Below are 23,168 nucleotides of genomic sequence, written 5' to 3' on the forward strand. Positions count from 1 at the left end.
CCCGACCCCCACAACCACGGCTCATCCACCGTTGTTCGCGGACAGCGGATTTCACCGGTACGGCGGGGCGTCGGTCCCGCGGTGGCCGGGTAGTCCCGGACGTTTCCGGGGTCGACACGCCGGGCGGGCCCCGGAAACGTCAGGGACTATCCCGGCGGGGCGCCTCGAGAACGGCGGGCACGGGCGGCGTCAGGCGAGCCACTCGGCGAGGGCGTCGTGGACCCGGGGGTGGTTGAGCAGGCCGAAGTGGTCGGTGCGGCCCACGTGGAGCAGGGTGGCGTCGGGGAACAGGGTGCGGCCCCGACGGTCGCGACCCACCGCGGAGCGGGGTCGGACGAGCAGGTCGCCGACGACGTGGCCCACGGGGTGGCGGGCGGAGCGGGTCAGGGTGGCCGCGACGAGGCGGTAGCGGGCGCCCGGGAGCGGGGGCACGTCCTCGGCGAGCCCGGCGACGAGGTCGTGCACGCCGCGCGAGCGCCAGTCGAGCACCCGCCCGAACGCCGCGGTCTCCGGCAGCCACGACAGCCCCCGGCTGCCGTGCCCGATCCCCCACGCGATCGGCGCGCCCAGGTGGGGGCTGCCGAGGGTCACGACGTCGCTGACCAGGCCGGTCCAGGGCCGCTCGGCCGGCGTGGCGACGGCCGACGCCGCGCGCACCACCAGACCCCCCAGCGAGTGGCCCACCAGCGCGACCCGGGCCACCGGCACGGGCCAGGCGTCGACGAGCCGCTGCACCAGGGCCGAGAGCGCGGCGCCGTTCTCGCGCAGCGGCAGACCGGTGTTGGCGCGCAGCAGCAGCGGGGTCCAGCCCCGCCCCGCCAGCGCCTCGGCGTACGTCGTGCCGGTGCGGTCGCGGTGCAGGCTCCAGTAGTCCTCGTTCTCGCACAGGCCGTGCAGGAACAGCACGATCCGCTCCCCTGCCGCCGGGAACGCCGCCGCGAGGGCCTCGGCCTCGAGGTCGACGTCACGGCCGTCGAGGCGCACCGCCATGGGGATCGCCAGCTGCGGCCGCTCCGCCAGCAACCGGTCGCCGATCAGCCCGTTGACCGCCGAGGACACGAACCGCCCGCGCGGCCCGTCCTCGAGCCGCGGGCCGGCGCCGGTGGCCGCCGCCCGGTCGAGGCCGGTCGAGGCGGCGCGCAGCCCGGCGCCGAGGCCGGCGTAGACCGCGGTGGCGATGCTGCGGTGGGCGACCTCGGGGAGCGTGGACGTGCCCCCGGTCGCGCGGCGCACCAGCCCGTGCACCCGGTCGGCGACCGCGAGGTGGGTGTCGCGCGCGCTGCGCACGACCAGCTCCTCGGAGACCTCCGCCAGCAGCGACAGGGCGTCGAGGTACGTCGGGCCGGGGGCCGCGGTCGTGCGCATGGCGCGCAGCCTACGCCGTCAGTGAACGACTGTGCACTCAACCCGCCTCACGGCCCCTACCGATCGGCGGCTAGCCTGCGAGCGGCGACCCACCACCCCCACCCGACGACAGGGGCCGACCCGTGCTGATCGACCGCTTCCGCGGCCACGACCCGGAGCTCGCCGTGCCGGACGCCGTCGCGGAGCTGGCCGCGCTCGACCTGCCGGCCGACCCGACGCCGCTGCTGCTGCCGGTGGTGCCGGTGCTGCGCGCCAATCCCTTCCAGCAGCTGCTCTACTCCGGCCTCGCGGCACGCAACATCCGTCCGCTGGCGGCGTTCACCCTGCAACGGGTGCTGGAGCTGCGCGCCGCACTCCCCCCCGACGCGCCGCGGATGCTCGTGCACCTGCACTGGCTGAGCAACGTGATGTCGGCTGCCGAGGGCCCCGGGCAGGCGGCCCGCCGATCAGAGCGGTTCCTCTCCCGGCTCGCCGAGCTCCGGGAGCAGGGGGCAGCGGTGCTCTGGACCGTGCACAACGTGCTCCCCCACGACGCCCGCTTCCCCGAGCTCGAGACCGAGCTGCACCGCCGCGTCGCCGAGCAGGTCGACCTGGTGCACGTGATGAGCCCCCGCACCCGCGAGCTCATGGCGCCGCTGGCCGAGCTGCCCGCCGAGCACACCTTCCGGGTGCCGCACCCCAGCTACGTGGGCGTCTACCCCCAGTACGTCTCCCGCGCCCAGGCCCGCGCCGAGCTGGGCCTGCCCGAGGACGCGGTGGTCTTCCTCCAGCTGGGCCGGGTGGCGCCGTACAAGGGCACCTCCGAGCTGGTCGCGGCCGCCGGGACCCTCGCCGCGGAGCGATCCGGCCGGGTCCACCTGGTCATCGCCGGCGACCCGGTGCCGGGCGAGGCCACCGACGCCGTGCGTGCCGCCGCGGCCGACCACCCCAGCCTGCACGGCTTCCTGGGCCGGGTGCCCGACCCGCAGCTGCAGGTGTTCCTGGCCGCCGCCGACGTGATGGCGCTGCCCTACCGCGCCTCCCTCAACTCCGGCGCGCTGCACCTCGCGCTGGGCGCCGGCCTGCCCGTCGTGCTGCCCCGCTCCAGCGGCGAGGCGGCCGGGGCCGATCCCGCGTGGGCGGAGGTCTACGACGACGCCGACCCCGCCGGGCTGCTGGGCGCGCTGCGGAGCGCGGCCGACCGGCTGGTGGGGCCGGCGCCCGCGGCGGCCGCCCGGGCCGCGGTCGCCGACGTCGCGCCTCCACTGGTCGCGGCGGCGTTCGCCGACGTGCTGCGGCACTGGGCCGACACCGGCACGGTGCCGGCCGACCGGCGCGCCTGACCCTCAGGCCGGGCGCCCCGCGGCCCTGCGGTCAGTCCTCGTCGGGGCCGTCGGCGGCGTCGGCGCCAGCGTCGGCGTCATCCGCAGCGAGCACCTCGTCCTCGGGCTCACCGATGCTGCCGTCGGGGCGCAGGTTCTTGAGCTCGACCACGTTGCCGGAGGCGTCCTTGACCACGGCCGACTCCACGATCGTGGCCAGCGCCTTGCCGCGCAGGATCTCCTGCACCAGCTCGGGGATGTGGTTGTGCTCGAACATGTGGTTGGCGAACTCCTGCGGGTCCTGACCCGACTGCTGGGCCCGCCGGACCAGGTGCTGGGAGAGCTCGTTCTGGTCGACGCCGAGCTCGGCCTTCTTGGCGACCGCGTCGAGGATGAACTGGGCGGCGACGGCGTCGCGGACCCGCCGCTCGAGGTCGGCCTCGAACTCCTCGATGGTCTGGCCCTCGTCCTCGAGGTACTTCTCCATCGTGATGCCGGCGTAGGCGAGCTGCTGCTCGACGTTCTGGCGCCGGGCGTTGAGCTCGTCGGTGACGACGCCCTCGGGCAGCGGGATCTCGACCTTCTCCAGCAGCACCTCGAGGACGGCGTCGCGCGCCGCGGCGGCCTGCTCGAGGCGCTTGCCCCGGCCGAGGCGCTCGCGGACGTCGGCGGTGAGCTCCTCGATGGTGTCGAACTCCGAGGCCAGCTGGGCGAACTCGTCGTCGGCGTCGGGCAGCTCCTGCTCCTGGACCTGGCTGATGCTGACGGTGACGTCGACGGGCTGGCCGACCAGGTCGCCGCCCACCAGCTCGGACTGGAAGGTCTTCTCGTCGCCGGCGGCCATGCCGACCAGGGCCTCGTCGAGGCCCTCGATCATGCCGCCGCGGCCGACCTTGTAGCTCATGCCGGTGACCTCGGCGCCGTCGACGACCTCGCCGTCCTGGAGGGCCTTGAGGTCGAGGACCACGAAGTCGCCGTCGGCGGCGGGGCGCTCGACGTCGGACAGGGTCGCGAACCGCTCGCGCAGCGCGGCCAGCTGCTCCTCGACGTCGGCGTCGGTGACCTCGACGTCGTCGACCTGGGCCTCGAGGCCGTCGTAGGACGGCAGCTCGAACTCGGGCTTCACGTCGACCTCGACGGTGAACTCCAGCGGGCCGTCACCCTCGATCTCGCGAGTCACCTCGAGCTCGGGCTGCGAGAGCGGCTCGAGGTCGTTCTCGCGGAGCACCTCGGAGTAGGCGCGGGTCAGGATGGTGTCCATCGCCTGGCCGATGACGGCCTCGCGGCCGACCTGGCGGTCGATGACCGCCGGCGGCACCTTGCCGCGGCGGAAGCCGGGGACGTTGATCTGCTCCGCGATCTGCTTGTACGCCGCGTCGAGGCTCGGCTTGAGCTCCTCGAAGGGCACCTCGACGGTCAGCTTGGCCCGGGTCGGGCTCAAGGTCTCGACGGCGCTCTTCACAGGGGGATCTCCTTCATCTCGTCCCGACGCGGTGCCGGGCAGTTCTGGGCAGTTCTGGGCAGTTCTGGGCAGTGCTGGGTGCTGTGCTGGGTGCTGTGCTGGGTGGTGTGCTGGACGGTCCTGGACCGTGAGTCGTGCGTCGGGGCGACAGGACTCGAACCTGCGATCTCCTGCTCCCAAAGCAGGCGCGCTAGCCACTACGCTACGCCCCGCCAAGAGGCCTCCCGGGGGTCCGGACGGCTCCTGAGAGCGGATGACGGGAATCGAACCCGCGTAGCCAGTTTGGAAGACTGGGGCTCTACCATTGAGCTACATCCGCGCACCCCGCATCGGTCCCCCGCGGGGGCGCGAAAATGGGCGTGTTCATGGTGCCACACGCAGGGCTGCCCGCCCCAAACGGGTCAGGTGCGGCTGATGACCAGCACGGCCCGGTCGTCCTCCTGCGAGCCCAGCGCGTCGACCAGGGCGGCGGCCGCCCCCCGGCTGAAGGTGCCGCGGAGCACCTGCTCGGCCTCGCCGAGCATCCGGTCGATGCCGAGGTCGATGTCGCGCCGCGGCTCCTCGACCATGCCGTCGGTGTAGAGGAAGACCGCGTCGCCGCGGCCCAGACGGCCGGTCACCGGCACGAACTCGGCGTCCTCGAGCAGGCCGAGGATCGGTCCCTCGGACCGCAGCACCGTCCAGCGGCCGGAGCCGGCGGTGCGCAGCGCGGCGGGCGGGTGCCCGGCGGTGCGGATCTCGTAGCCGCCGGTGCCGAGGTCGACCGAGATGTGGATGGCGGTCGCGAAGCCCTCGGCCCAGCCCTGCTGGAGGAGGTAGTCGTTGGCGGCCGGCAGGAAGTCGCGCGGCGGCAGCGCGCCCAGCAGGCCGCCGAAGGCGCCGGACAGCAGCAGCGCCCGGGTGCCGGCCTGCTCGCCCTTGCCGCTGACGTCGACCAGGGCGATCTCCAGCCGGTCGTGCGCGGGCCTGGTGGCGACCACGAAGTCGCCGGCGAACGCCGTGCCGCCGGCCGAGCGGAGCGCGGACTCGACGTGCCACCCGTCGGGGAGGGCGGGGATGCCGCCCTGCTTGAGGATCCGGTCGCGGAGGTCGACGAACATCGACTCGCCGGTCGCGCCCGCCACGCCGAGCCGGGCCCGCCGCCAGGAGAAGACGACGACGATCGCCATCATCAGCAGCTGGATGCCGGCCGCCCCCCAGGACCGAGTGGTGATGTCGCCGAGGTCGCCCTTCTGAGCCACCAGCGTCAGCCCCAGCATCACCAGGAGGTAGCCGACGAACCACGGCAGCTGGCGCGGCGAGAGCAGCAGGCTGGCCAGCAGCAGCGGCACCATCAGGCTGGTGAACGGCATGACGTCGGGCGCGAGGAAGACCAGCAGCACGATCACCAGGACGACCAGGCACAGCAGCGCGAAGAGCTGGTGAGCGACCGTCCAGCCGCGTCGCGACAGGGTGCGCGCGACCCGACGACGCGGCGGCGTGCGCCGCGCGGTGCGAGGACCCGACCGGGGGCGCCGGGCCGTCTGGACGGTCATCGTGCTCCGGACGTCGTGGGGGGCGGTTGCTCCCTCACTGTAGGGCCCGCGAGCGGAAGGTGCGCTGGCAATGGCCGCACCAGAACAGGTTCCTGCCCTCCAGCACGTCGGTGCGCACCTTGGTGCCGCAGACCAGGCAGGGCTGGCCGGTGCGTCGGTAGACGTAGACCTCGCCGCCGTGGTCGTCGCGGCGCGGCTCGCGCCCCATCGCCTCCGGGGTGTGCTCGGGTCGCACGGTGTCGATCCGACCGGTGCGCACGCCCTCGTGCATCAGCTCCACCAGGTCGTCCCACATCGCCTGCCACTGGCCGACGCGCAGCGTGCTGCCCGGCCGCAACGGGTGCATCCGGTGCCGGAAGAGCAGCTCGGCGCGGTAGACGTTGCCGACGCCCGCGAGCACCTTCTGGTCCATGAGCAGGGCCCCCACCGGCTTGCGGCTGCGGCGGATCCGCTCCCAGGCGTCGCGCCAGTCGGCGTCGTCGCGCAGCGGGTCGGGGCCCGAGCGGGCCACGAGGGCGTCGCGCTGCTCGACGGTCATCAGCTCGCACGCGATCGCGCCGCGCAGGTCGGCGAAGGCCCAGCCGTCCTCGCGCTCGGCGGCCAGGCGCAGCCGCACCTGGCCGACCGGAGGCGGCAGGTCGTCGTAGCCGGTGTGGACGTCGAAGGTGCCGATCAGCCCGAGGTGGACGTGGACGAACCGCTCGCCGGCGAGCTCGACGAACAGGTTCTTGCCCCATGCCTCGGCGCCCTCGAGCACCGCTCCGTCGAGCAGCGCCGCCGACTCGGCGAACCGGCCCTGCGGGCTGCCGACGCGCACCGGGCGACCGGCGAAGGCGTCCGCGAGGTCGATGGCCAGCCGGTGGAGGGTGTGCCCCTCAGGCATCGGGTCCGCGCCCGGCGGCCGACGCCGGCAGGGGCGGCAGCTCCCGGGTCTGCTCGTAGTCACCCATCATCGCGATCCGCCGCACGTGCCGCTCGTCGCCGCTGAACGGCTCGGCCAGGAAGACCTCGACGAACCGGGTCATGTCGTCGAGCGAGTGCATCCGGCCGCCGACCGAGACCACCTGCGCGTCGTTGTGCTGACGGGCCAGCCGGGCGGTCTCCTCCGACCAGACCAGCGCGCAGCGGATGCCGGCGACCTTGTTGGCCGCCATCTGCTCCCCGTTGCCCGAACCGCCCACGACGACACCGAGGCTGTCGAGGCCCTCGGCCCGGTCGCGCGCCACCCCCTCGGCCGCCCGGAGGCAGAACACGGGGTAGTCGTCGAGGGCGTCGTGGACGAACGGGCCGTGGTCGACCGGCTCGTAGCCGTGGTCGGCGAGCCAGGCCACCAAGTGGTCCTTGAGGTCGAGTCCGGCGTGGTCGGAGCCGAGGTGCACGCGCATGGGCGGCATCCTCTCAACCGCCGTGGACGGCGAGGAAGCCGGCCACCTGCCGCAGCGCGACCTCGGCGGCCGGGAACTCCGAGGGGTGCCGCCAGAAGCCGTGCAGCTGTCCCTGGTAGCGGGCCGAGACCACCTCGACGCCCTCCTCGGCGAGCCGTCGGGCCAGCTCCTCGGCCTCGTCGACCAGCGGGTCGTGCTCGGCGGTGACCACCAGGGTCGGGGGCAGGGTGCCGAGTCGGGTGGAGCGCAGCGGCGCCAGGTCGGGGTGGACCAGGTCGTCGGGGCCGCCGGCGTACTGCTCCCAGTACCACGCGGCCTCGCGCGGGTCGAAGCCGTTGCCGGTGGCGGCGTACGACGGGAAGCCGCCCTCCGGGTCGAGGAACGGGTAGATGAGCACCGCCGCGGCGAAGCGGCCCGGGTGGCGCAGCGCCGCCACCAGGGCGAGGTTCGCGCCCGCGCTGTCGCCGTGGACGTACGCCGGGCCGGCGAGCCCGTGCTCGTCGGCGGCCCGGTCGAGCCACCCGACGACGGTGGAGAGGTCGTCGGGGGCCGCCGGGAACGGGTGCTCGGGCGGGCGTCGGTAGTCGACGCTCACGACGGCCAGGCCGGTGCGGTTCGCGAGCCGGCGGCAGGCGGGGTCGTGTACCTCGACGTCGTGGAACACGAAGCCGCCGCCGTGGGCGTGCACCATGACACCGGGCCGGGCACCCGCGGGGCGGTAGAGCCGCACCGGCACGCCGTCGGCGTCGAGGTCGACGACCTCGGCGACGTCCTCGCGGGGCTCGCCGAGCGCCGCCTCGCGGGCGGTCGCCCGGGCGGCCGCGACGTCGTAGCCCTCGGTCCAGACCGGCACGTCGTCGGCCGACTGCTCCAGCGCGCGGCGCGACTCGGGGAAGAGCGCCATCAGCGGGCCATCAGCGCGTCGAGGCCCACGGCGATCGCGGCGGCGACCCGGAAGTCGACCCGCTCGTCGGGCACGTGGACGGTGTAGCGGTCGCGCACCGAGCCCTGCCGCTCGACGGCGAGCAGCGGCTGCCCGTCGGGCTGCACGAAGTCGAAGTGGATCGGCAGGAACGGGATGTCGAGGAAGCGCCGCACCAGCGCGACCAGCTGGCTCCGCTCCTGGCCGGTGCCGGTGTAGCCCGGGCCCTCGACGTGGAAGGTCGAGCGCAGCAGGCTGGCCCCGAAGTCCTTGCGGAAGAAGCCGAGCGGCTGCCGGGCCTCGTCGTAGATGTCGTAGCCGGCGTTGAGGTCGAGCTTGCGACGAGCCTTGAAGCTGAACACCGGCCGGGCCCTGGTCGCGTCGGTGTAGAACGTGACCTCCTCCTTGAACGCCATCCGCTTCTGCTCGGCGTGGCCCATCAGCTGGCCGGGCGTCCCGTCGGGGTTGACGGCGAAGAGCTGGTACTTGTTGGTGGTCATGGCGAACTTCTGCATGACGTAGAAGGTCGGCAGGTACATGGCGGCGGTCATGGACTCAGGCTAGTGAGGTCGCGTCAGCGCGACTCCACCGCCAGCCGGCCGCCGAGCAGCGCGAACGACGCCGCGAACCCCTTCCGGAGCCGGTCGACCAGCCGCGGCCGCGCCAGCACCCGGTCGCGGACGGCGGCCGCGCAGGCGCCGTAGGCCGCGAACACCACGAAGGTCATCGCCATGAACACCGCGCTGAGCAGCAGCATCCGCCACAGCGACCCGGGCTCCCCCGCCGGCACGAACTGGGGCAGGAACGCGAAGAAGAAGATCGTGAGCTTGGGGTTGAGCAGGTTGAGGGTGATCCCCGACCAGATGACCGCGCGCCGGCTGGCCGGCGAGGCGTCCTCGTCGACGGAGAGCGCGCCGGTGTCGCGCCAGGTCGACCACGCCATCCACAGCAGGTAGGCCACGCCGGCGTACTTGAGCGCCTGGAAGGCGACGCCGCTGGCGTGCAGCAGGGCGGCCAGGCCGGTCACGGCCGCGACCAGGTGGGGCACCGTGCCGAGGGTGCAGGCGAACGCCGCCAGCACCGCGGCCCGGGTGCCGCGGGTCAGCCCGGCCGCCAGCGTGAACAGCGCCCCGGTGCCGGGCGTCGCCACGATGACGAACGACGTGACGAGGAAGGCCAGGGTCATGCCACCGCAACCTACTCCCCGGGCAGCGATGAGTCGCGCGGGTTCGGGGGGTCGGCAGCGGCATGGTGATCGTGAGCGGACACGTCCTGGTCGAGCCCGGGGACCGGGCGGCGTACCTCGAGGGCTGCACCGACGTGGTGGAGCGGGCCCGTGCGACCCCGGGCTGCCTCGACTTCGCCCTCTCGCCCGACCTGCTCGACCCGGGCCGGGTCAACGTGCTGGAGCGCTGGTCGTCGCGCGAGGCGGTCGAGGAGTTCCGGGGGTCGGGGGTGTCGGCCGGGCAGGCGGCGGTGATCAGGTCGGCGGTCGTGACGGAGCACGAGGTCACCGCGGAGCGCCGGCTGTCCTGAGCGCCACGCGCGTCTCGCCGCGTCCGGTGCTGACCCGCACCCGCCCGATGGGTCATGCTTCGTTGCCATGACCACCCGCACGCCGGCGGTGCTGCTGGCCCTCGCCCTCGGCACCGCGACCCTGGCCGCCGTCGCCCCCGCCCCCGCCTCGGCCGGGACGGCCGCGACCACCCGGGCGATGCCCGCGCAGGCCCGGGGCGTCGTGCTCGACTCGACCTACTACAGCCGGCCGCCCGCGCTGCTGGGTGGCGCCGAGCGCGCCGAGCCGGAGGAGGGCGGCGGGCCGCGGCGGGCGGGCGCGCGGCCCGAGCCGCCGCCCACGCGCGGCGTCGTCACCGGACGGGTCGTGGGGCCGGCCGGCAAGCCGATCCGCAACGCCCTGGTGATGGGCATCCGCTACTCCGACCTCGGGGCGCCGATCGACCTGACCACCGAGAAGCGCGTCGTGGCCCGCACGGGCAAGAAGGGCACCTTCCGGCTCAAGCAGCTGCGGCGGCCGTACCTGGTGCGCATCTGCAAGGACCAGCAGCGCTCGCAGGAGTGCACCGACGACCTCGCGGTCAAGCACTTCACGCCGACCTGGGTGGGGCCCGACGGCGTCACCACCTCGTGGCTGCGCCACTCCCGGATGTTCGCGCCGAAGCGCAAGGGGCGCTCGCTCGGCACCGTGAAGGTGAAGTCGTCGGCGGTGCTCTCCGGCACCTTCACCGACGGCGCCAACCGCACCGTCCTGCTCACCCGCGGCAACGGGTCCGTCGCGGCGCGCACCACCACCGACGCCAGCGGTCGCTACCGGTTCGAAGTCGCCCCCGGGGGCTACCGGGTCGAGGCCGACCGCCACGAGGGGCTGCGCACCCGGCACACGGTGCCGGGCTACCGGTCCCCCGCGCTGCGGCTCAAGCCCGGCCGGATCACCTACCACTCGTTCCGCACCCGCCACGCCGGCGTCGTGCGCGGGGTCGTCCGCTCCAACGGCAGCCCGGTCGCCGGTGAGTTCATCGCGATCACCACGCCGGCCGGCGAGTTCGCGGCCGGCGTCGTGACCGACGGGCAGGGCCGCTACGCCGTCACCTCGCTGCGTCCCGGCCCCTACGTCGTGCGCACCTCGGCGGCGTACTCCTCCCACGTCCCGGCCGCCCGGTCGGTCCGGCCCGCGGCGGCCGGCGAGAAGGTCGTGGACCTCGACCTCGCCCAGGGGGCCGCGATCGAGTTCTCGGCCTCCGACCCCACCGGCCACGGCGTCATCGACGCGGAGCTGCGCAACGCCGCGGGGCGGGTGCAGAAGACCTACCTCGGCAACCCGGCCGACGAGCCCGGCGGCAAGGTCGTCCTCACCGGGCTGCCCGCCGGCTCCTACAAGCTCTACCTGCGCCGCGGCGTCGACGTGCTCGCCCAGCCCGAGCAGACCGAGTTCCCGTGGGCGGTCGAGGAGTTCACGATCAACAACGTGGTCAAGTCGCTCGGCGCGATCGCGCTCGACCAGCCGACCAAGAACGTCACCGGCCGACTGCCGCGCGGCGCCCAGGTGAAGATCACCGCCCACCCCGAGGACGTCTGGCTGCGCGCCGACTACGTCGCCGGCCCCTACGCCACCCCGATGGCGCTGAACTGGACCGAGCAGGGCAGCTCCGCCGGCACCTACACGGTGCGCGGCATGGTGCCCGGCCGCTACGGCGCCCTGGTCACCACCGCGTTCGTGCAGCCGCCCACGGGCCGCTCCCGCCTCGGCGGCAACTGGGCCACCCAGCGGGTCGAGGTGCAGGTCAACGGTCCCGCGCCGGTGCTCGGCTTCACGCCGGCGAAGGGGGCCACGGTCCGCGCCAAGCTGCGCTACGCCGCCTCGAAGCGACGCGTGATCGCGCCGATCGGGCTGCAGGTCGTCGACAGCGGCGACGACCAGTGGCAGCTCGACACCGTCTCGGGCCGGCAGCGGCAGGGCACGGCGACCAAGGTCGACCGCCTGCACCCCGGCCGCGCGCTGGTGCGGCTGTTCGACCTCGACCGGTTCTACCTCGACCACCCCGACGAGCTCACCAACGACGAGCTGGTCGCCTCGGCCCGGCTCGCCGAGCCCGGCACGCCGTACTGGCTGTCCACCAAGCCGCGCACGGTCCGCCTCCAGCGGGCCCGCACCAGCAACCTGGGCTGGATCGACGTGCGGCTGCGCGGAGTCCCGAAGAACCAGCGCTAGGCGGCGTCGGACGGGCTGTGCGGGCCGCTCAGTCGGTGAGCCGGTCGAGCTCCTCGTCGACGACCGCGACGTCGAGCTTGGTGAAGATCGGCGACGGCTTGGCGACCGGCCGGCCCACCTCGAGCGGGTGCCGGCGCCAGGCGGGCGCACCGGTGTAGTCGCCGGTGATCACGGGGTAGGCGCGGCCGTCGTCGAGGTCCTCGACCTCCTCCAGCCGCGGCATCGGCGCGACCTCTCCCTTGCCGCCCAGCGCCCGGTCGACCTCGTTGGCCGAGAACGGCAGGAACGGCGAGAGCACCAGGTTGAGGTCGGCGACGCACTGCGCCACGACGTGCAGGATCGTGCCCAGCCGCTCGCGCTGGTCGTCACCCTTGAGCTTCCAGGGCTCGGAGTCGGAGACGTACTTGTTGACCTCGGCGACCGCCCGCATCGCCTCGCCGACCGCCTGCTTCTGGCGGTGCCGGGCGATCAGGTCGCCGACGGTGGTGAACGCCGCCTCGGCCGCGGCCAGCACGGCCTCGTCCTCGGGCGTCAGCTCGCCGGCGGCCGGGATCTCGCCGAAGTTCTTGGCGATCAGGGTGGCGGTGCGGTTGACCAGGTTGCCCCAGCCTGCGACCAGCTCGTCGTTGGTGCGCCGCACGAACTCCGCCCAGGTGAAGTCGGCGTCCTGGTTCTCGGGGCCGGCGGCCGCGACGAAGTAGCGGAACGCGTCGGGCTGGTAGCGGCTGAGCAGGTCGCGGACGTAGATCACGACCTTCTTGGACGACGAGAACTTCCGCCCCTCCATGGTGAGGAACTCCGAGCTCACCACCTCGGTGGGCAGGTTGAGCTCGCCGTACTGGCGCGGCGTGCCACCCCGGCTGCCCCTGCCGGAGTAGGCCAGCAGCTCCGCCGGCCAGATCTGGCTGTGGAAGGTGATGTTGTCCTTGCCCATGAAGTAGTACGACAGCGCCTCGGGGTCGTTCCACCAGCGCCGCCAGGCCTCCGGGTCCCCGGAGCGCCGGGCCCACTCGATCGACGCCGAGAGGTAGCCGACCACGGCGTCGAACCAGACGTAGAGCTTCTTGGTGGGGTTGTCGCGCCAGCCGTCGAGCGGCACCGCGATGCCCCAGTCGATGTCGCGCGTCATCGCCCGCGGCCGGATCTCCTTGAGGATGTTCTGGCTGAACCGGATCACGTTGGGCCGCCACAGCCCGGTCGCCTCGCGCTCGTCGAGCCACTCGCCCAGCGCGTCGGCCAGCGCCGGCAGGTCGAGGAAGAAGTGCTGGGTCTCGATGAACTCGGGGGTCTCGCCGTTGATCCGCGACACCGGGTTCTTCAGGTCGGCGGGGTCGAGCTGCCTGCCGCAGTTGTCGCACTGGTCGCCGCGGGCGCCGTCGTAGCCGCAGATCGGGCAGGTGCCCTCGATGTAGCGGTCGGGCAGCGTGCGGCCGGTCGAGGGCGAGATCGCGCCGTACGTCGTCTGCTCGACGAAGTAGCCGTTGGCGTGGACGCCGAGGAACAGCTCCTGCACGACCGCGTGGTGGTTGGCCGTGGTGGTGCGGGTGTAGAGGTCGTAGGTGCAGCCCAGCGCGACCAGGTCCTCGGCGATCAGCCGGTGGTTGCGGTCGGCCAGCTCCTGCGGCGACAGCCCGGCCTCGTCGGCGGCGATCAGGATCGGGGTGCCGTGCTCGTCGGAGCCGGAGACCATCAGCACGTCGTGGCCCGCCATCCGCGAGTACCTGCTGAAGACGTCGGAGGGCACGCCGAACCCGGCGACGTGGCCGATGTGGCGCGGGCCGTTGGCGTACGGCCAGGCGACGGCGGACAGGACGGTGCTCATGGGGCCAGCCTAGGGTCCGGGCGGGCGACCCCGTGACGCGGCGCCGGGGGGGGGGGGGGGGGGGGCGGCGGTGGAACGACGGCCCCCCCCGCCGCGGCCGCCCCCCCCCCCCCCCCCGCCCCCCCCCGCCCCCCCCCCCCCCCCCCCCCCCCCCCCCCCCCCCCCCCACGCCTGGGTCAGCCGAAGTGGGCGACCCGGGCCCGGGCCCGCTTCCGGATCTCCGGAAGCTTCGCGTAGAGGTGCCGACCGGGGCAGGCGGTCTCGTTGGTGTCGCGGTGCCCGTCGACGACCGGGAGCGTGACCCGTCGGCCGGGCGCGAACCGGTCGCTGCCCTGAGAGGTCACGGTGATCCGCCCTGCGGGGTTGCGGCCGTGGCGGTCGAGCTTCCAGGCGGCGAGGTGGACCACCGCCTTCACGACCCGCTCCGGCGGGGCCTTGCGCTCGAAGTTGCCGATCACCGCGATGCCGGTGGAGGTGTGGTTGAAGCCGAGCGTGTGGGCGCCGCGCACCGGCCGGGCCCGGCCACCGGCCCGGCCGGTCCAGGTGCGGCCGTAGCGGTCGACCAGGAAGTTGTAGCCGAGGTCGGCCCAGCCCAGGCTCTGGGTGTGGTAGCGGTACATGCCGCGCAGCAGTGCCGGCACGTCGGCGCGGGAGTAGCCGTTGCCCGAGGCGGTGTGGTGGACGTGCACCTGCTTGATGGTGCGGTTGTAGCGCATCCGCCGGTCCCGCCAGGACTCGTCGGCGCCCCAGTCGCGCCGGCGCAGGATCCTCGGCGCCGGCGCCCCCGCCGCGCGGGCGGACGTCGTACGCCGGTGCGCGCTCCCGGCAGCCGGGGCGGCGTCGCGCGGCGTCGTGCCCGGGTCGATCAGCACCAGCCGGAGCCCGGCGGGCGCGCGGCCGTCGACCCGCACCTGCACGCCGGTCGAGCGGCCCACCCACGCCGCCTCGGTCGCGCCCACGTCGCTGGTCACGGCGTCGGCCTCGGTGCCGGCGTCCGGCCCGTCGTGGAGCACCGGCAGCTCGCGCCAGGCCCGCCAGCCGGAGCTGCCCCGGGTGCGCACCGCGACCCGGGCCTCGACCTCCCGGTCGGTCCAGGTGGCCCCCAGCATGGAGAACGGGCTGGTGGTCAGCGCCCCGGTGCGGCCCGCCGCGTCGAGGCGCGGGGCCAGGGCGACGTCGAGGTCGCGCACCGGGCCGTCACCCACGGCCCGCAGTCGCAGGGGCCCGGCGAGCGACCGCTCGGCCGCGGGTACGGGCGTGGCCGTCAGCAGGCCCGCCAGCACCACCGCTGCGGTCACGAGCAGGGCCGGACGACGCGCTCCGAGAGTCCCCATGCCCCAAGATCATGCGTCACAGGAGTCACAGGGTAAAGGCGTCAGCTGAAGTCGAGCGGCTGGTTGCGGCTGCGCTTGAGCTCGAAGAAGTAGGGGTAGCTGGCGAGCGCCACCGCGCCGTCCCAGATCCGCCCGGCCTCCTCGCCGCGCGGGATCGAGCTCAGCACCGGGCCGAAGAACGCGGCGCCCTCGATGGCGATCGTGGGGGTGCCGACCTCGTCGCCGACCTGGTCCATCCCGAGGTGGTGGGACTTCCTGATCGCGTCGTCGTACCCCTCGTCGTCCATCGCGTCGGCCAGCTCGACGGGCAGCCCGACCGCGACCAGGGCGTCCTCGATGACAGCGCGGTCGCGCCCGAGCTGCTGGTCGTGGATGCGGGTGCCGAGCGCGGTGTACAGCTCGGCCAGCTTCTCCTGGCCGTGCTGCTCGTCGACGGCCTGGGCCACGCGCACCGGCCCCCAACCGCCCTCGAGCATCGCCCGGTACTCGTCGGGGATGTCCTTGTCCTCGTTCAGGTACGACAGGCTCATGATCCGCCAGGTCACCGTGACGTCGCGCACCTTCTCGACCTCGAGGATCCACCGCGAGGTGATCCAGGCGAACGGGCACATCGGGTCGAACCAGAACTCGGCGGAAGTCGTCATGGTGGGCACAACCAGCCAGTACCCGAATTGTTCCCGCGAGCCGTCCTGACGCCGACGGCGCGCCCGGGCCCGGCGCCCCACCGGTCTGTCACCCACGCGTCGCCCCACCTGTGGCGACGCGTCCGAGTGGTGGAATGATGCGCCGCATGCCTGGCACCAACCTGACTCGGGACGAAGCGGCCGCGCGCGCCGCGCTGCTGGAGGTCACCTCCTACGAGGTCGAGCTCGACCTCACCACCGGGGACACGACGTTCGGCTCGACGACGACGATCGCGTTCACCTGCAGCGAGCCGGGCGCCGAGACCTTCGCCGACCTGGTCGGCGCCACCGTGCACGAGATCACCCTCAACGGCACCGCCGTCGACCCGGCCACGGCGTACGCCGACAGCCGGATCCGGCTCACCGGCCTGGCGGCCGAGAACACCCTCGTGGTGCGCGCCGACTGCACCTACTCGCGCACCGGCGAGGGCCTGCACCGGTTCGTCGACCCCGCCGACGACCGGGTCTACCTCTACTCCCAGTTCGAGGTGCCCGACGCCCGCCGGGTGTTCACCACCTTCGAGCAGCCCGACCTCAAGTCGGTCTTCACCTTCGTGGTCACCGCGCCCGAGCACTGGAAGGTCGTCTCCAACTCCCCCAGCCCCGAGCCCACCCCCGCCGGCGACGGCAGCGCGGTCTGGCGCTTCGAGCCCACCAAGCCGCTCTCGACGTACGTCACCGCGATCGTGGCGGGCGAGTACCACCAGGAGCAGCACGCCTACGAGGGCAGGCACGGCACCATCCCGCTGGGCCTCTACTGCCGCCAGTCGCTGGTGGAGCACCTCGACACCGAGGAGCTGCTGACCGTCACCCGGCAGGGCTTCGAGTTCTTCGAGGACGCCTTCGGCTACCCCTACCCCTTCGGCAAGTACGACCAGCTGTTCGTGCCGGAGTACAACATGGGCGCGATGGAGAACGCGGGGTGCGTGACCCTGCGCGACGAGTACCTGCCGCGCAGCCGCCAGGACCGTGCGTTCTACGAGTTCCGGGTGGAGGTGATCCTCCACGAGATGGCGCACATGTGGTTCGGCGACCTGGTGACCATGAAGTGGTGGGACGACCTGTGGCTCAACGAGTCGTTCGCCGAGTGGGCCTGCTACCACGCCGCCGTCGAGGCCACCGAGTTCACCGAGTCCTGGACCGGGTTCACCAACGCCCGCAAGAACTGGGCCTACCGCCAGGACCAGCTGCCGAGCACCCACCCGATCGCGGCCGACAACGTCGACCTGCACGCGGTGGAGGTCAACTTCGACGGCATCACCTACGCCAAGGGCGCCTCGGTGCTCAAGCAGCTCGTGGCGTGGGTCCGGCTGGAGAACTTCCTCGAGGGCCTCACCGGCTACTTCCACGACTTCGAGTACGCCAACAGCGAGTTCGCCGACCTGCTGACCGCGCTGGAGAAGTCCAGCGGCCGCGAGCTCGACTCCTGGGCCCAGGAGTGGCTGCAGACCACCGGCGTCAACACCCTGGCGCCGCGGTTCGAGCTCGACGCCGAGGGCCGGTACGCGTCGTTCGTGGTCGAGCAGGGCGCCCACCCCGACCACCCGACGCTGCGCCGGCACCGGATCGGCGTCGGCCTCTACGACCGCGTCGAGGGGCGCCTGGTGCGCCGCCAGTCGCTCGAGCTCGACGTCGAGGGCGCGACCACCGAGGTCCCCGAGCTCGTCGGCGTCACCCAGCCCGACCTGCTGCTGCTCAACGAGGGCGACCTCGCCTACGCCAAGATCCGCCTCGACCCGCGGTCGCTCGAGACCGTCGTCGAGGGCATCGCCACCATCGACGACTCGCTGGCGCGGGCCCTGTGCTGGGGCGCCGCGTGGGACATGACACGCGACGCGGAGATGACCGCCCACCAGTTCGTCGCGCTGGTGCTCTCGGGCCTCGGCTCCGAGACCGACGCGTTCGGGGTCAGCCGGCTGCCGGCGTACGCCGCCCAGGCCGTGCACCAGTACTCCGCGCCCGAGCGGCGCGCCGCGCTGCGGACCACCTGGGAGCAGGGCGTCCGCGCACTGCTCCACGACGCCGCCCCCGGCAGCGACCACCAGCTCAGCTTCGCGCGCGCCTTCGCCGCCGCCGCCCACAGCGATGCCGCCCTCGACGAGCTCGAGGCGCTGCTCGACGGCAGCCTGGTGCTCGACGGCCTGGCGGTCGACGCCGACCTGCGCTGGACCCTGGTGGGCTCGCTGGCCCGCAACGGCCGCGCCGACGCCGCCCGGATCGCCGACGAGCTGAGCCGCGACAACACCATCTCCGGCCAGGAGCACGCCGCCTCGGCGCTCGCGCTGCGGCCGCTCGCCGAGGCCAAGGCCCAGGCCTGGCAGGACGCCGTCGTGCGCGACGACGTGCCCAACGAGACCCAGCGCAGCATCGTGACGTCGTTCCAGGTGCCCGGCCAGGACGACGTGCTGGAGCCCTACGTCGAGCGCTACCTCGAGGTCGCCGACACGCTGTGGGAGGAGAAGGGCACCCAGCGCGCGTCGACGGTGCTGGAGTACATGTTCCCCAAGCAGCTCGCCAGCGAGGCCCTGCTCGCCCGGGTCGACGCCTGGCTGGAGTCGTCGCCGGCCAACCCGGCCGCGAAGCGCTACGTGCGCGAGGGTCGCGACGACGTGGCCCGCGCGCTGCGCGCGCAGGCCAGGGACGCCCGGGGCTGAGGCGCGACCGTCGGCGCTCAGTCGGCGGCGTGCAGGGTCTCCGGCGCGCGCGCCTGCTCGGCGAGCATCGTGATGCCGCGCTTGAGGCCGCCGGCCAGGTCGCCCTCGGCGAACTGTCCCTGCATGGCGGCGACCGCCTGCTCGACCTGCTGGTCCCGCAGGGTGCGGCGCACCCAGCCACCGGTGACGACCTCCACGAGGCGGGCGGTGGGGTCGACCATGATCAGGATGCTGCGAGCCGGGGCGACGAGGGAGTTGTGCAGGCTGGTCGCGAAGGCGCGCGGGTCGCCGCCCTGCGCGGCGCCGACGAAGACCGAGAACTCCACGCGGGAGGAGCGCTCGGCCTTGCGGATCGTCGCGTCGAGGTCGTAGCGCTCCTCGCTCGTGAACGGGTCACCAGCGGCCACTGGCGCCACCGGCTTCCGAGTCGGCGCCGTCGGGGCCGGCGAGCTCGGCGGTGCCCTTGCGGGGGCCGCCCAGCCACTGGTTCTCGACCGCCGGGGCACCCGGCGTGAGCCGCTCCCCGCGGGCGAGCGAGGGCACGTAGACCGCCAGCGCGATCAGCAGGAACAGGCCGAGCGGGATCGCCCCGAGCAGCAGCAGCGCGTGCACCATGTTCACGTCGTCGGGCTCGCTCCAGCCGACGGGGACGTCGGCCACCGCCGGCGTCGCGGAGGCGAGGCCGAGCGCGGCGGCGGCGAGGAGGACGACGAGCAGGCGGCGCGCGAGGCTCTGGGGCGAGGTGGTCACGCCCACAGGATATCGGCACCGACGCCTGTACATACTGGGGGCCATGCCTGTGCTCCGGACGACACCCTGTGACGACGGCGAGCAGATCTGTCACCGGGTCTGGGATCTCACCGGCAACGACCGGCTCGCCGAGGTGGCCGACGTGGTGGTCGGCAAGCCGCTGGCCATCCTCGGGCTGGTCCTGGGCGGCCTGCTGGTGCGGTGGCTGCTGCACCGCCTGGTCGACCGCCTGGTCGCCCGCGCCGAGGAGGGCGTGCTGCCCGAGCGGGTCGGCCGGCTCTCGCGCCGCACCGCCCGTCTCCAGGCCTCGCAGGACGCCCGCGACCTGGCGACCACGACCCGCCGGGTGCAGCGCGCCAAGACCATGGGCGACCTGCTCAAGAGCGTGATCACCGGGGTGGTGGTCGCGATCGTCGGCACGATGGTGCTCAGCGAGCTGGGCGTCAACATCGCCCCGATCATCGCCAGCGCCGGCATCATCGGCATCGCGCTCGGCTTCGGCGCGCAGTCGCTGGTCAAGGACTTCCTGTCCGGGATCTTCATGATCTTCGAGGACCAGTACGGCGTGGGGGACGTCGTCGACGTCGGCGAGGCCAGCGGCACCGTGGAGGCGGTCAGCCTGCGGGTGACCCGGTTGCGCGACCTCAACGGCACGGTCTGGTACGTGCCCAACGGCGAGATCCTGCGGGTCGGCAACATGAGCCAGAACTGGTCGCGCGCCGTCGTCGACGTGGGGGTCGGCTACGGCGAGGACCTGGCCCGGGTGAAGCGGGTGCTGGCCGAGGTCGCCCACGACCTGTGGCACGACGACGACTTCCGCGAGCTCGTGATCGAGGAGCCCGAGGTGACCGGCGTGGAGATGCTGGCCCCCGACTCGATCACGCTGCGGGTGATGGTCAAGACCGCGCCCATGGAGCAGTGGGGCGTCGCCCGCGAGCTGCGGCAGCGGATCAAGGCCCGCTTCGACCACGAGGGCATCGAGATCCCGCTGCCCCAGCGCGTGGTCTGGCACCGCGACCCCGACCCGAGGACGGCCGACCCGGCCGAGTGAGACCCCCTCCCCGACCCACGCAGCAGGGCCCGGACCTCGCGGTCCGGGCCCTGCTGCGTGGGTGGCGTCGCGCCGGCCTCAGGCCAGCGCGGCGTCCAGCGTGATCGTGGTGCCGGCCAGTGCCTGCGAGACCGGGCAGCCCGCCTTGGCGGCCTCGGCCGCGGCGACGAAGGCGTCCTCGTCGATGCCCTCGACGACCCCGCGGACGGTGAGCTTGATGCCGGTGATGCCGGTGCCCGGGGTCAGCTCGACCTCGGCGGTGGTGGTCAGCGAGGTAGCCGGGGTGTCGGCCTTGGCGAGCCCGTTGGAGAGCGCCATGGAGAAGCAGGACGAGTGGGCGGCGGCGATCAGCTCCTCGGGGCTGGTCTTGCCGTTGGCCTCCTCGGCGCGGGAGGGCCAGGAGACGTCGTAGGTGCCGATGCCCGACGACTCCAGGGTCACCTTGCCGGAGCCCTCGAAGAGCGTGCCTTCCCAGACGGTCGTGGCCTGACGAACGGTTGCCATGCGCGGATCACTCCTTGTGAGGTTGGTCGTGAGGTCGGTGGTGAGGTCGGTGTCGACACCGATGTCGCGAGTCTTGCACGCCCGGCGCGGCCCGGTTCGGTGGCGCAGGGACAATGGACGGGTGAGCACCTTCTACGACGAGATCGGCGGCGCCGACACGATCACCCGGATCGTGGCGAGGTTCTACGAGGGCGTCGCCACCGACGAGGTGCTGCGGCCGATGTACCCCGAGGAGGACCTCGGTCCGGCCGAGGAGCGGTTCCGGCTCTTCCTGATCCAGTACTGGGGCGGCCCGACCACCTACTCCGACAGCCGAGGGCACCCGCGGCTGCGGATGCGGCACGCGCCGTACGCCGTGGGGCTGGAGGCCAAGGAGCACTGGCTGATGCACTTCCGGGCCGCGCTCGACGAGGTCGGCCTGCCGCCCGAGCAGGACGCGAAGTTCTGGGACTACGTCACCCACGCCGCGCAGTTCATGGTCAACACCTTCGAGTGAGCGCTCAGCCGGCCGCGGCCCGCAGCGCGTCGAGGTAGACCGGGTCGGGGTGGGTCGCGCGGCCGGTGGCGGGGTCGACGCAGACCACGACCACCCGCGACCGGGCCACCGCACGCTCCCCGTCGGAGATCTCGGCCTCGATGGTGTAGGACCGCTCCCCCACCCGCGAGACCCACGACCACACGTCGTAGGGCTCGGGACGCAGGAACATCGGCCGCACGTACTCGAGGTCGGCCTGCGCGACGACGATCGAGAACGACCGGGGCGGGGGCAGCTCGTGCCACAGCCGGCTGTGCAGCCGGAGCCGCGCCTCCTGGAAGTACTCGAGGAACTTCACGTTGTTGACGTGGCGGTAGGGGTCGAGGTCGGACCAGCGCACCTGGACGGGGTAGTGACCGGCCTCGGTGCGCGGCCCCTCGCCCAGCCTCGGGAGCGGCGCGGCCGGCTCCTCGGGCTCGTCGAGCCAGGGCCGCAGCGCGGCGTCCTCCTCGGGCGAGATGCGGCGCAGCTTGTTGGTGGCGAGGTCGAAGGCCGCGTGCTCGGTGGTCGCGCTGGCGTGCACCCGCCGGCCGTCGGGGCCCTCGGTGAACACCTCGTAGTCGAGGGCGAACGACGCCGCACCCAGCCGGGTCAGCCACAGCTCCACGGCCACGCCGGCCTCCCGGTGCTCCAGCGGCTCGCGGTAGACCAGCCGGCTCTTGCTCACCACCATCGCGGGACGCTCGGTGGGCTCGCGCCGCCCGGCGACGTGCGCCTCGCGGAAGAACGCGACCCGGGCCTCCTGGAGGTAGTCGGCGTAGACGACGTTGTTGACGTGCTTCTGGACGTCCATGTCGGCCCACCGGGTGGGGCACTCGTAGCGGAAGCGCACGCGCCGATGGTGTCAGATACGCCACACGCCACGGGGTCCGGTCGGCAGTAGTGTGGCGGAGCGCACCGCACACCGAGATCGGAGAGCACATGCCCGAGGCAGTCATCGTTTCCGCGGCCCGGACCCCCATCGGCCGGGCCAACAAGGGATCACTGAAGGACTTCCGCCCCGACGACCTCGCCGGGCTCGCGATCACGGCGGCCCTGGAGAAGATCCCGGCCCTGGACCCGACCACGATCGACGACCACTACCTCGGCTGCGGCCTGCCGGGCGGGGAGTCGGGCAACAACATGGCTCGCATCGTCAACGTCGCGCTCGGGCTCGACGACGTCCCCGGCGCCACCATCACGCGCTACTGCTCCTCGTCGGTGCAGACCACCCGGATGGCCTTCCACGCCATCAAGGCCGGAGAGGGCGACGTGTTCATCTCCGCCGGCGTCGAGACGGTGTCGCGGTTCGCCAAGGGCACCAGCGACCACTGGCCCGACACCCGCAACCCGATCTTCGACGACGCGGTGGCGCGCACCGAGGAGACCGCCAAGGGCGGCGTCGACTGGCACGACCCGCGCGACGACGGGCAGCTGCCCGACGTCTACATCGCGATGGGCCAGACGGCCGAGAACGTCGCCCGGCTGCGCGGCCTCGACCGCAAGGAGCTCGACGAGTTCGGCGTCCGCTCCCAGAACCTCGCCGAGAAGGCGATCGCCGACGGTTTCTGGGCCCGCGAGATCACCCCGGTCACCACGCCCGACGGCACCGTGGTCTCCGCCGACGACGGCCCCCGCGCCGGGGTGACCTACGACGGCATCAAGGACCTCCAGCCGGTGTTCCGCCCCGACGGCGTCGTCACGGCCGGCAACTGCTGCGCGCTCAACGACGGCGCGGCCGCGGTGATCGTCATGTCCGACACCAAGGCCGCCGAGCTGGGCCTGACCCCGCTGGCCCGGATCGTGTCGACGGGCGTCTCCGGCCTCTCCCCCGAGATCATGGGCCTGGGCCCGGTCGAGGCGACCAAGCGCGCGCTGGCCAACGCCGGCATGAGCATCGGCGACATCGACCTGGTGGAGATCAACGAGGCGTTCGCGGCGCAGGTCGTGCCGTCGTACCAGGAGCTCGGCATCGACATCGACCGGCTCAACGTCAACGGCGGCGCGATCGCCGTGGGCCACCCGTTCGGCATGACCGGTGCCCGCCTGCAGAACACGATGCTCAACTCGCTGGACTGGCACGACAAGTCCACCGGCCTGATCACCATGTGCGTGGGTGGCGGCCAGGGCATGGCGCTCATCCTCGAGCGGGTCTGAGC

Annotated in this window: 22 protein-coding genes and 2 tRNA genes; 7 read left to right on the forward strand and 17 right to left on the reverse strand. The window is 73.4% G+C overall.

The genetic code is table 11. The features are described from left to right. Nucleotides 1-189: 189 nt before the first annotated feature. Nucleotides 190-1,365, reverse strand: coding sequence for an alpha/beta hydrolase (locus tag JT721_RS19030; RefSeq protein ID WP_205474971.1), 1,176 nt, complete (start codon nucleotides 1,363-1,365; stop codon nucleotides 190-192). A gap of 122 nt (nucleotides 1,366-1,487) precedes the next feature. On the opposite strand from JT721_RS19030, the gene JT721_RS19035 reads away from it, so the two are divergent. After that, a complete protein-coding gene (locus tag JT721_RS19035; protein WP_205474973.1) occupies nucleotides 1,488-2,687 on the forward strand; it encodes a glycosyltransferase in 1,200 nt (399 codons plus the stop codon). Nucleotides 2,688-2,718: 31 nt separating this feature from the next. On the opposite strand, the gene tig is transcribed toward JT721_RS19035, so the two are convergent. From tig to JT721_RS19080, 9 genes are all read right to left on the reverse strand, one after another. Next, nucleotides 2,719-4,128 (reverse strand): trigger factor, encoded by a 1,410-nt coding sequence (tig, locus tag JT721_RS19040; RefSeq protein ID WP_205474976.1) that lies wholly within the window; start codon nucleotides 4,126-4,128, stop codon nucleotides 2,719-2,721. A 139-nt stretch (nucleotides 4,129-4,267) separates the two neighbouring features. Next, nucleotides 4,268-4,340, reverse strand: a tRNA-Pro gene (locus tag JT721_RS19045). Nucleotides 4,341-4,376: 36 nt separating this feature from the next. Further along, nucleotides 4,377-4,447, reverse strand: a tRNA-Gly gene (locus tag JT721_RS19050). Nucleotides 4,448-4,529: 82 nt separating this feature from the next. After that, on the reverse strand, nucleotides 4,530-5,663 hold the full coding sequence (locus JT721_RS19055; RefSeq protein ID WP_205474978.1) for a PP2C family protein-serine/threonine phosphatase: 1,134 nt from the start codon (nucleotides 5,661-5,663) through the stop codon (nucleotides 4,530-4,532). 34 nt (nucleotides 5,664-5,697) lie between these two features. After that, the gene (locus tag JT721_RS19060) at nucleotides 5,698-6,546 is read right to left on the reverse strand and encodes an Fpg/Nei family DNA glycosylase (protein WP_205474981.1); all 849 of its coding nucleotides are present in this window, start codon (nucleotides 6,544-6,546) and stop codon (nucleotides 5,698-5,700) included. Beyond that, nucleotides 6,539-7,048, reverse strand: coding sequence for a ribose-5-phosphate isomerase (locus JT721_RS19065; RefSeq protein ID WP_205474983.1), 510 nt, complete (start codon nucleotides 7,046-7,048; stop codon nucleotides 6,539-6,541). The genes JT721_RS19060 and JT721_RS19065 overlap by 8 nt, the downstream gene beginning before the upstream one ends. A gap of 13 nt (nucleotides 7,049-7,061) precedes the next feature. After that, the gene (locus tag JT721_RS19070; protein WP_205474985.1) at nucleotides 7,062-7,952 is read right to left on the reverse strand and encodes an alpha/beta hydrolase; all 891 of its coding nucleotides are present in this window, start codon (nucleotides 7,950-7,952) and stop codon (nucleotides 7,062-7,064) included. Then, nucleotides 7,952-8,521 carry a hypothetical protein gene (locus tag JT721_RS19075; RefSeq protein WP_240341094.1) on the reverse strand — a complete coding sequence of 190 codons (570 nt, stop codon included), beginning with the start codon at nucleotides 8,519-8,521 and terminating at the stop codon, nucleotides 7,952-7,954. The genes JT721_RS19070 and JT721_RS19075 overlap by 1 nt, the downstream gene beginning before the upstream one ends. A gap of 23 nt (nucleotides 8,522-8,544) precedes the next feature. Next, nucleotides 8,545-9,156 (reverse strand): LysE family translocator, encoded by a 612-nt coding sequence (locus JT721_RS19080; RefSeq protein WP_205474988.1) that lies wholly within the window; start codon nucleotides 9,154-9,156, stop codon nucleotides 8,545-8,547. Nucleotides 9,157-9,227: 71 nt separating this feature from the next. On the opposite strand from JT721_RS19080, the gene JT721_RS19085 reads away from it, so the two are divergent. After that, complete coding sequence (locus JT721_RS19085; RefSeq protein ID WP_205474991.1) at nucleotides 9,228-9,506, forward strand: putative quinol monooxygenase; 279 nt, start codon at nucleotides 9,228-9,230, stop codon at nucleotides 9,504-9,506. Nucleotides 9,507-9,573: 67 nt separating this feature from the next. Beyond that, on the forward strand, nucleotides 9,574-11,697 hold the full coding sequence (locus tag JT721_RS19090; RefSeq protein WP_205474993.1) for a collagen binding domain-containing protein: 2,124 nt from the start codon (nucleotides 9,574-9,576) through the stop codon (nucleotides 11,695-11,697). A gap of 28 nt (nucleotides 11,698-11,725) precedes the next feature. On the opposite strand, the gene metG is transcribed toward JT721_RS19090, so the two are convergent. From metG to JT721_RS19105, 3 genes are all read right to left on the reverse strand, one after another. Next, nucleotides 11,726-13,519, reverse strand: coding sequence for a methionine--tRNA ligase (gene metG, locus JT721_RS19095; RefSeq protein ID WP_205474996.1), 1,794 nt, complete (start codon nucleotides 13,517-13,519; stop codon nucleotides 11,726-11,728). 176 nt (nucleotides 13,520-13,695) lie between these two features. Next, the gene (locus JT721_RS19100) at nucleotides 13,696-14,853 is read right to left on the reverse strand and encodes a peptidoglycan recognition protein (RefSeq protein ID WP_205474999.1); all 1,158 of its coding nucleotides are present in this window, start codon (nucleotides 14,851-14,853) and stop codon (nucleotides 13,696-13,698) included. 41 nt (nucleotides 14,854-14,894) lie between these two features. Continuing rightward, nucleotides 14,895-15,497 (reverse strand): DsbA family protein, encoded by a 603-nt coding sequence (locus tag JT721_RS19105; protein WP_205475002.1) that lies wholly within the window; start codon nucleotides 15,495-15,497, stop codon nucleotides 14,895-14,897. A gap of 146 nt (nucleotides 15,498-15,643) precedes the next feature. On the opposite strand from JT721_RS19105, the gene pepN reads away from it, so the two are divergent. After that, on the forward strand, nucleotides 15,644-18,190 hold the full coding sequence (gene pepN, locus JT721_RS19110) for an aminopeptidase N (RefSeq protein WP_205475003.1): 2,547 nt from the start codon (nucleotides 15,644-15,646) through the stop codon (nucleotides 18,188-18,190). A 17-nt stretch (nucleotides 18,191-18,207) separates the two neighbouring features. Here pepN and JT721_RS19115 read toward each other — a convergent pair whose 3' ends face one another. Beyond that, nucleotides 18,208-18,597: a DUF5130 family protein gene (locus tag JT721_RS19115; protein ID WP_205475005.1), complete on the reverse strand. Its 390-nt coding sequence runs from the start codon at nucleotides 18,595-18,597 to the stop codon at nucleotides 18,208-18,210. Then, nucleotides 18,584-18,940 (reverse strand): hypothetical protein, encoded by a 357-nt coding sequence (locus tag JT721_RS19120; protein WP_205475006.1) that lies wholly within the window; start codon nucleotides 18,938-18,940, stop codon nucleotides 18,584-18,586. The genes JT721_RS19115 and JT721_RS19120 overlap by 14 nt, the downstream gene beginning before the upstream one ends. A gap of 43 nt (nucleotides 18,941-18,983) precedes the next feature. Between JT721_RS19120 and JT721_RS19125 the strand changes: the two genes are divergently transcribed. Continuing rightward, on the forward strand, nucleotides 18,984-19,991 hold the full coding sequence (locus JT721_RS19125; RefSeq protein WP_205475008.1) for a mechanosensitive ion channel family protein: 1,008 nt from the start codon (nucleotides 18,984-18,986) through the stop codon (nucleotides 19,989-19,991). A 78-nt stretch (nucleotides 19,992-20,069) separates the two neighbouring features. Here JT721_RS19125 and JT721_RS19130 read toward each other — a convergent pair whose 3' ends face one another. Beyond that, a complete protein-coding gene (locus JT721_RS19130) occupies nucleotides 20,070-20,495 on the reverse strand; it encodes an OsmC family peroxiredoxin (protein WP_205475010.1) in 426 nt (141 codons plus the stop codon). A 121-nt stretch (nucleotides 20,496-20,616) separates the two neighbouring features. Here JT721_RS19130 and JT721_RS19135 point away from each other — a divergent pair, with 121 nt between their 5' ends. Further along, the gene (locus tag JT721_RS19135) at nucleotides 20,617-20,991 is read left to right on the forward strand and encodes a globin (RefSeq protein WP_307828148.1); all 375 of its coding nucleotides are present in this window, start codon (nucleotides 20,617-20,619) and stop codon (nucleotides 20,989-20,991) included. Nucleotides 20,992-20,995: 4 nt separating this feature from the next. Here JT721_RS19135 and JT721_RS19140 read toward each other — a convergent pair whose 3' ends face one another. Next, nucleotides 20,996-21,862 carry a thioesterase family protein gene (locus JT721_RS19140; RefSeq protein ID WP_205475014.1) on the reverse strand — a complete coding sequence of 289 codons (867 nt, stop codon included), beginning with the start codon at nucleotides 21,860-21,862 and terminating at the stop codon, nucleotides 20,996-20,998. An 89-nt stretch (nucleotides 21,863-21,951) separates the two neighbouring features. Here JT721_RS19140 and JT721_RS19145 point away from each other — a divergent pair, with 89 nt between their 5' ends. Then, nucleotides 21,952-23,166, forward strand: coding sequence for an acetyl-CoA C-acetyltransferase (locus JT721_RS19145; RefSeq protein WP_205475015.1), 1,215 nt, complete (start codon nucleotides 21,952-21,954; stop codon nucleotides 23,164-23,166). Nucleotides 23,167-23,168 lie beyond the last annotated feature (2 nt).

The sequence above is a fragment of the Nocardioides sp. SYSU D00038 genome, assembly GCF_016924665.1.
In the GTDB taxonomy this organism is placed as follows: domain Bacteria; phylum Actinomycetota; class Actinomycetes; order Propionibacteriales; family Nocardioidaceae; genus Nocardioides.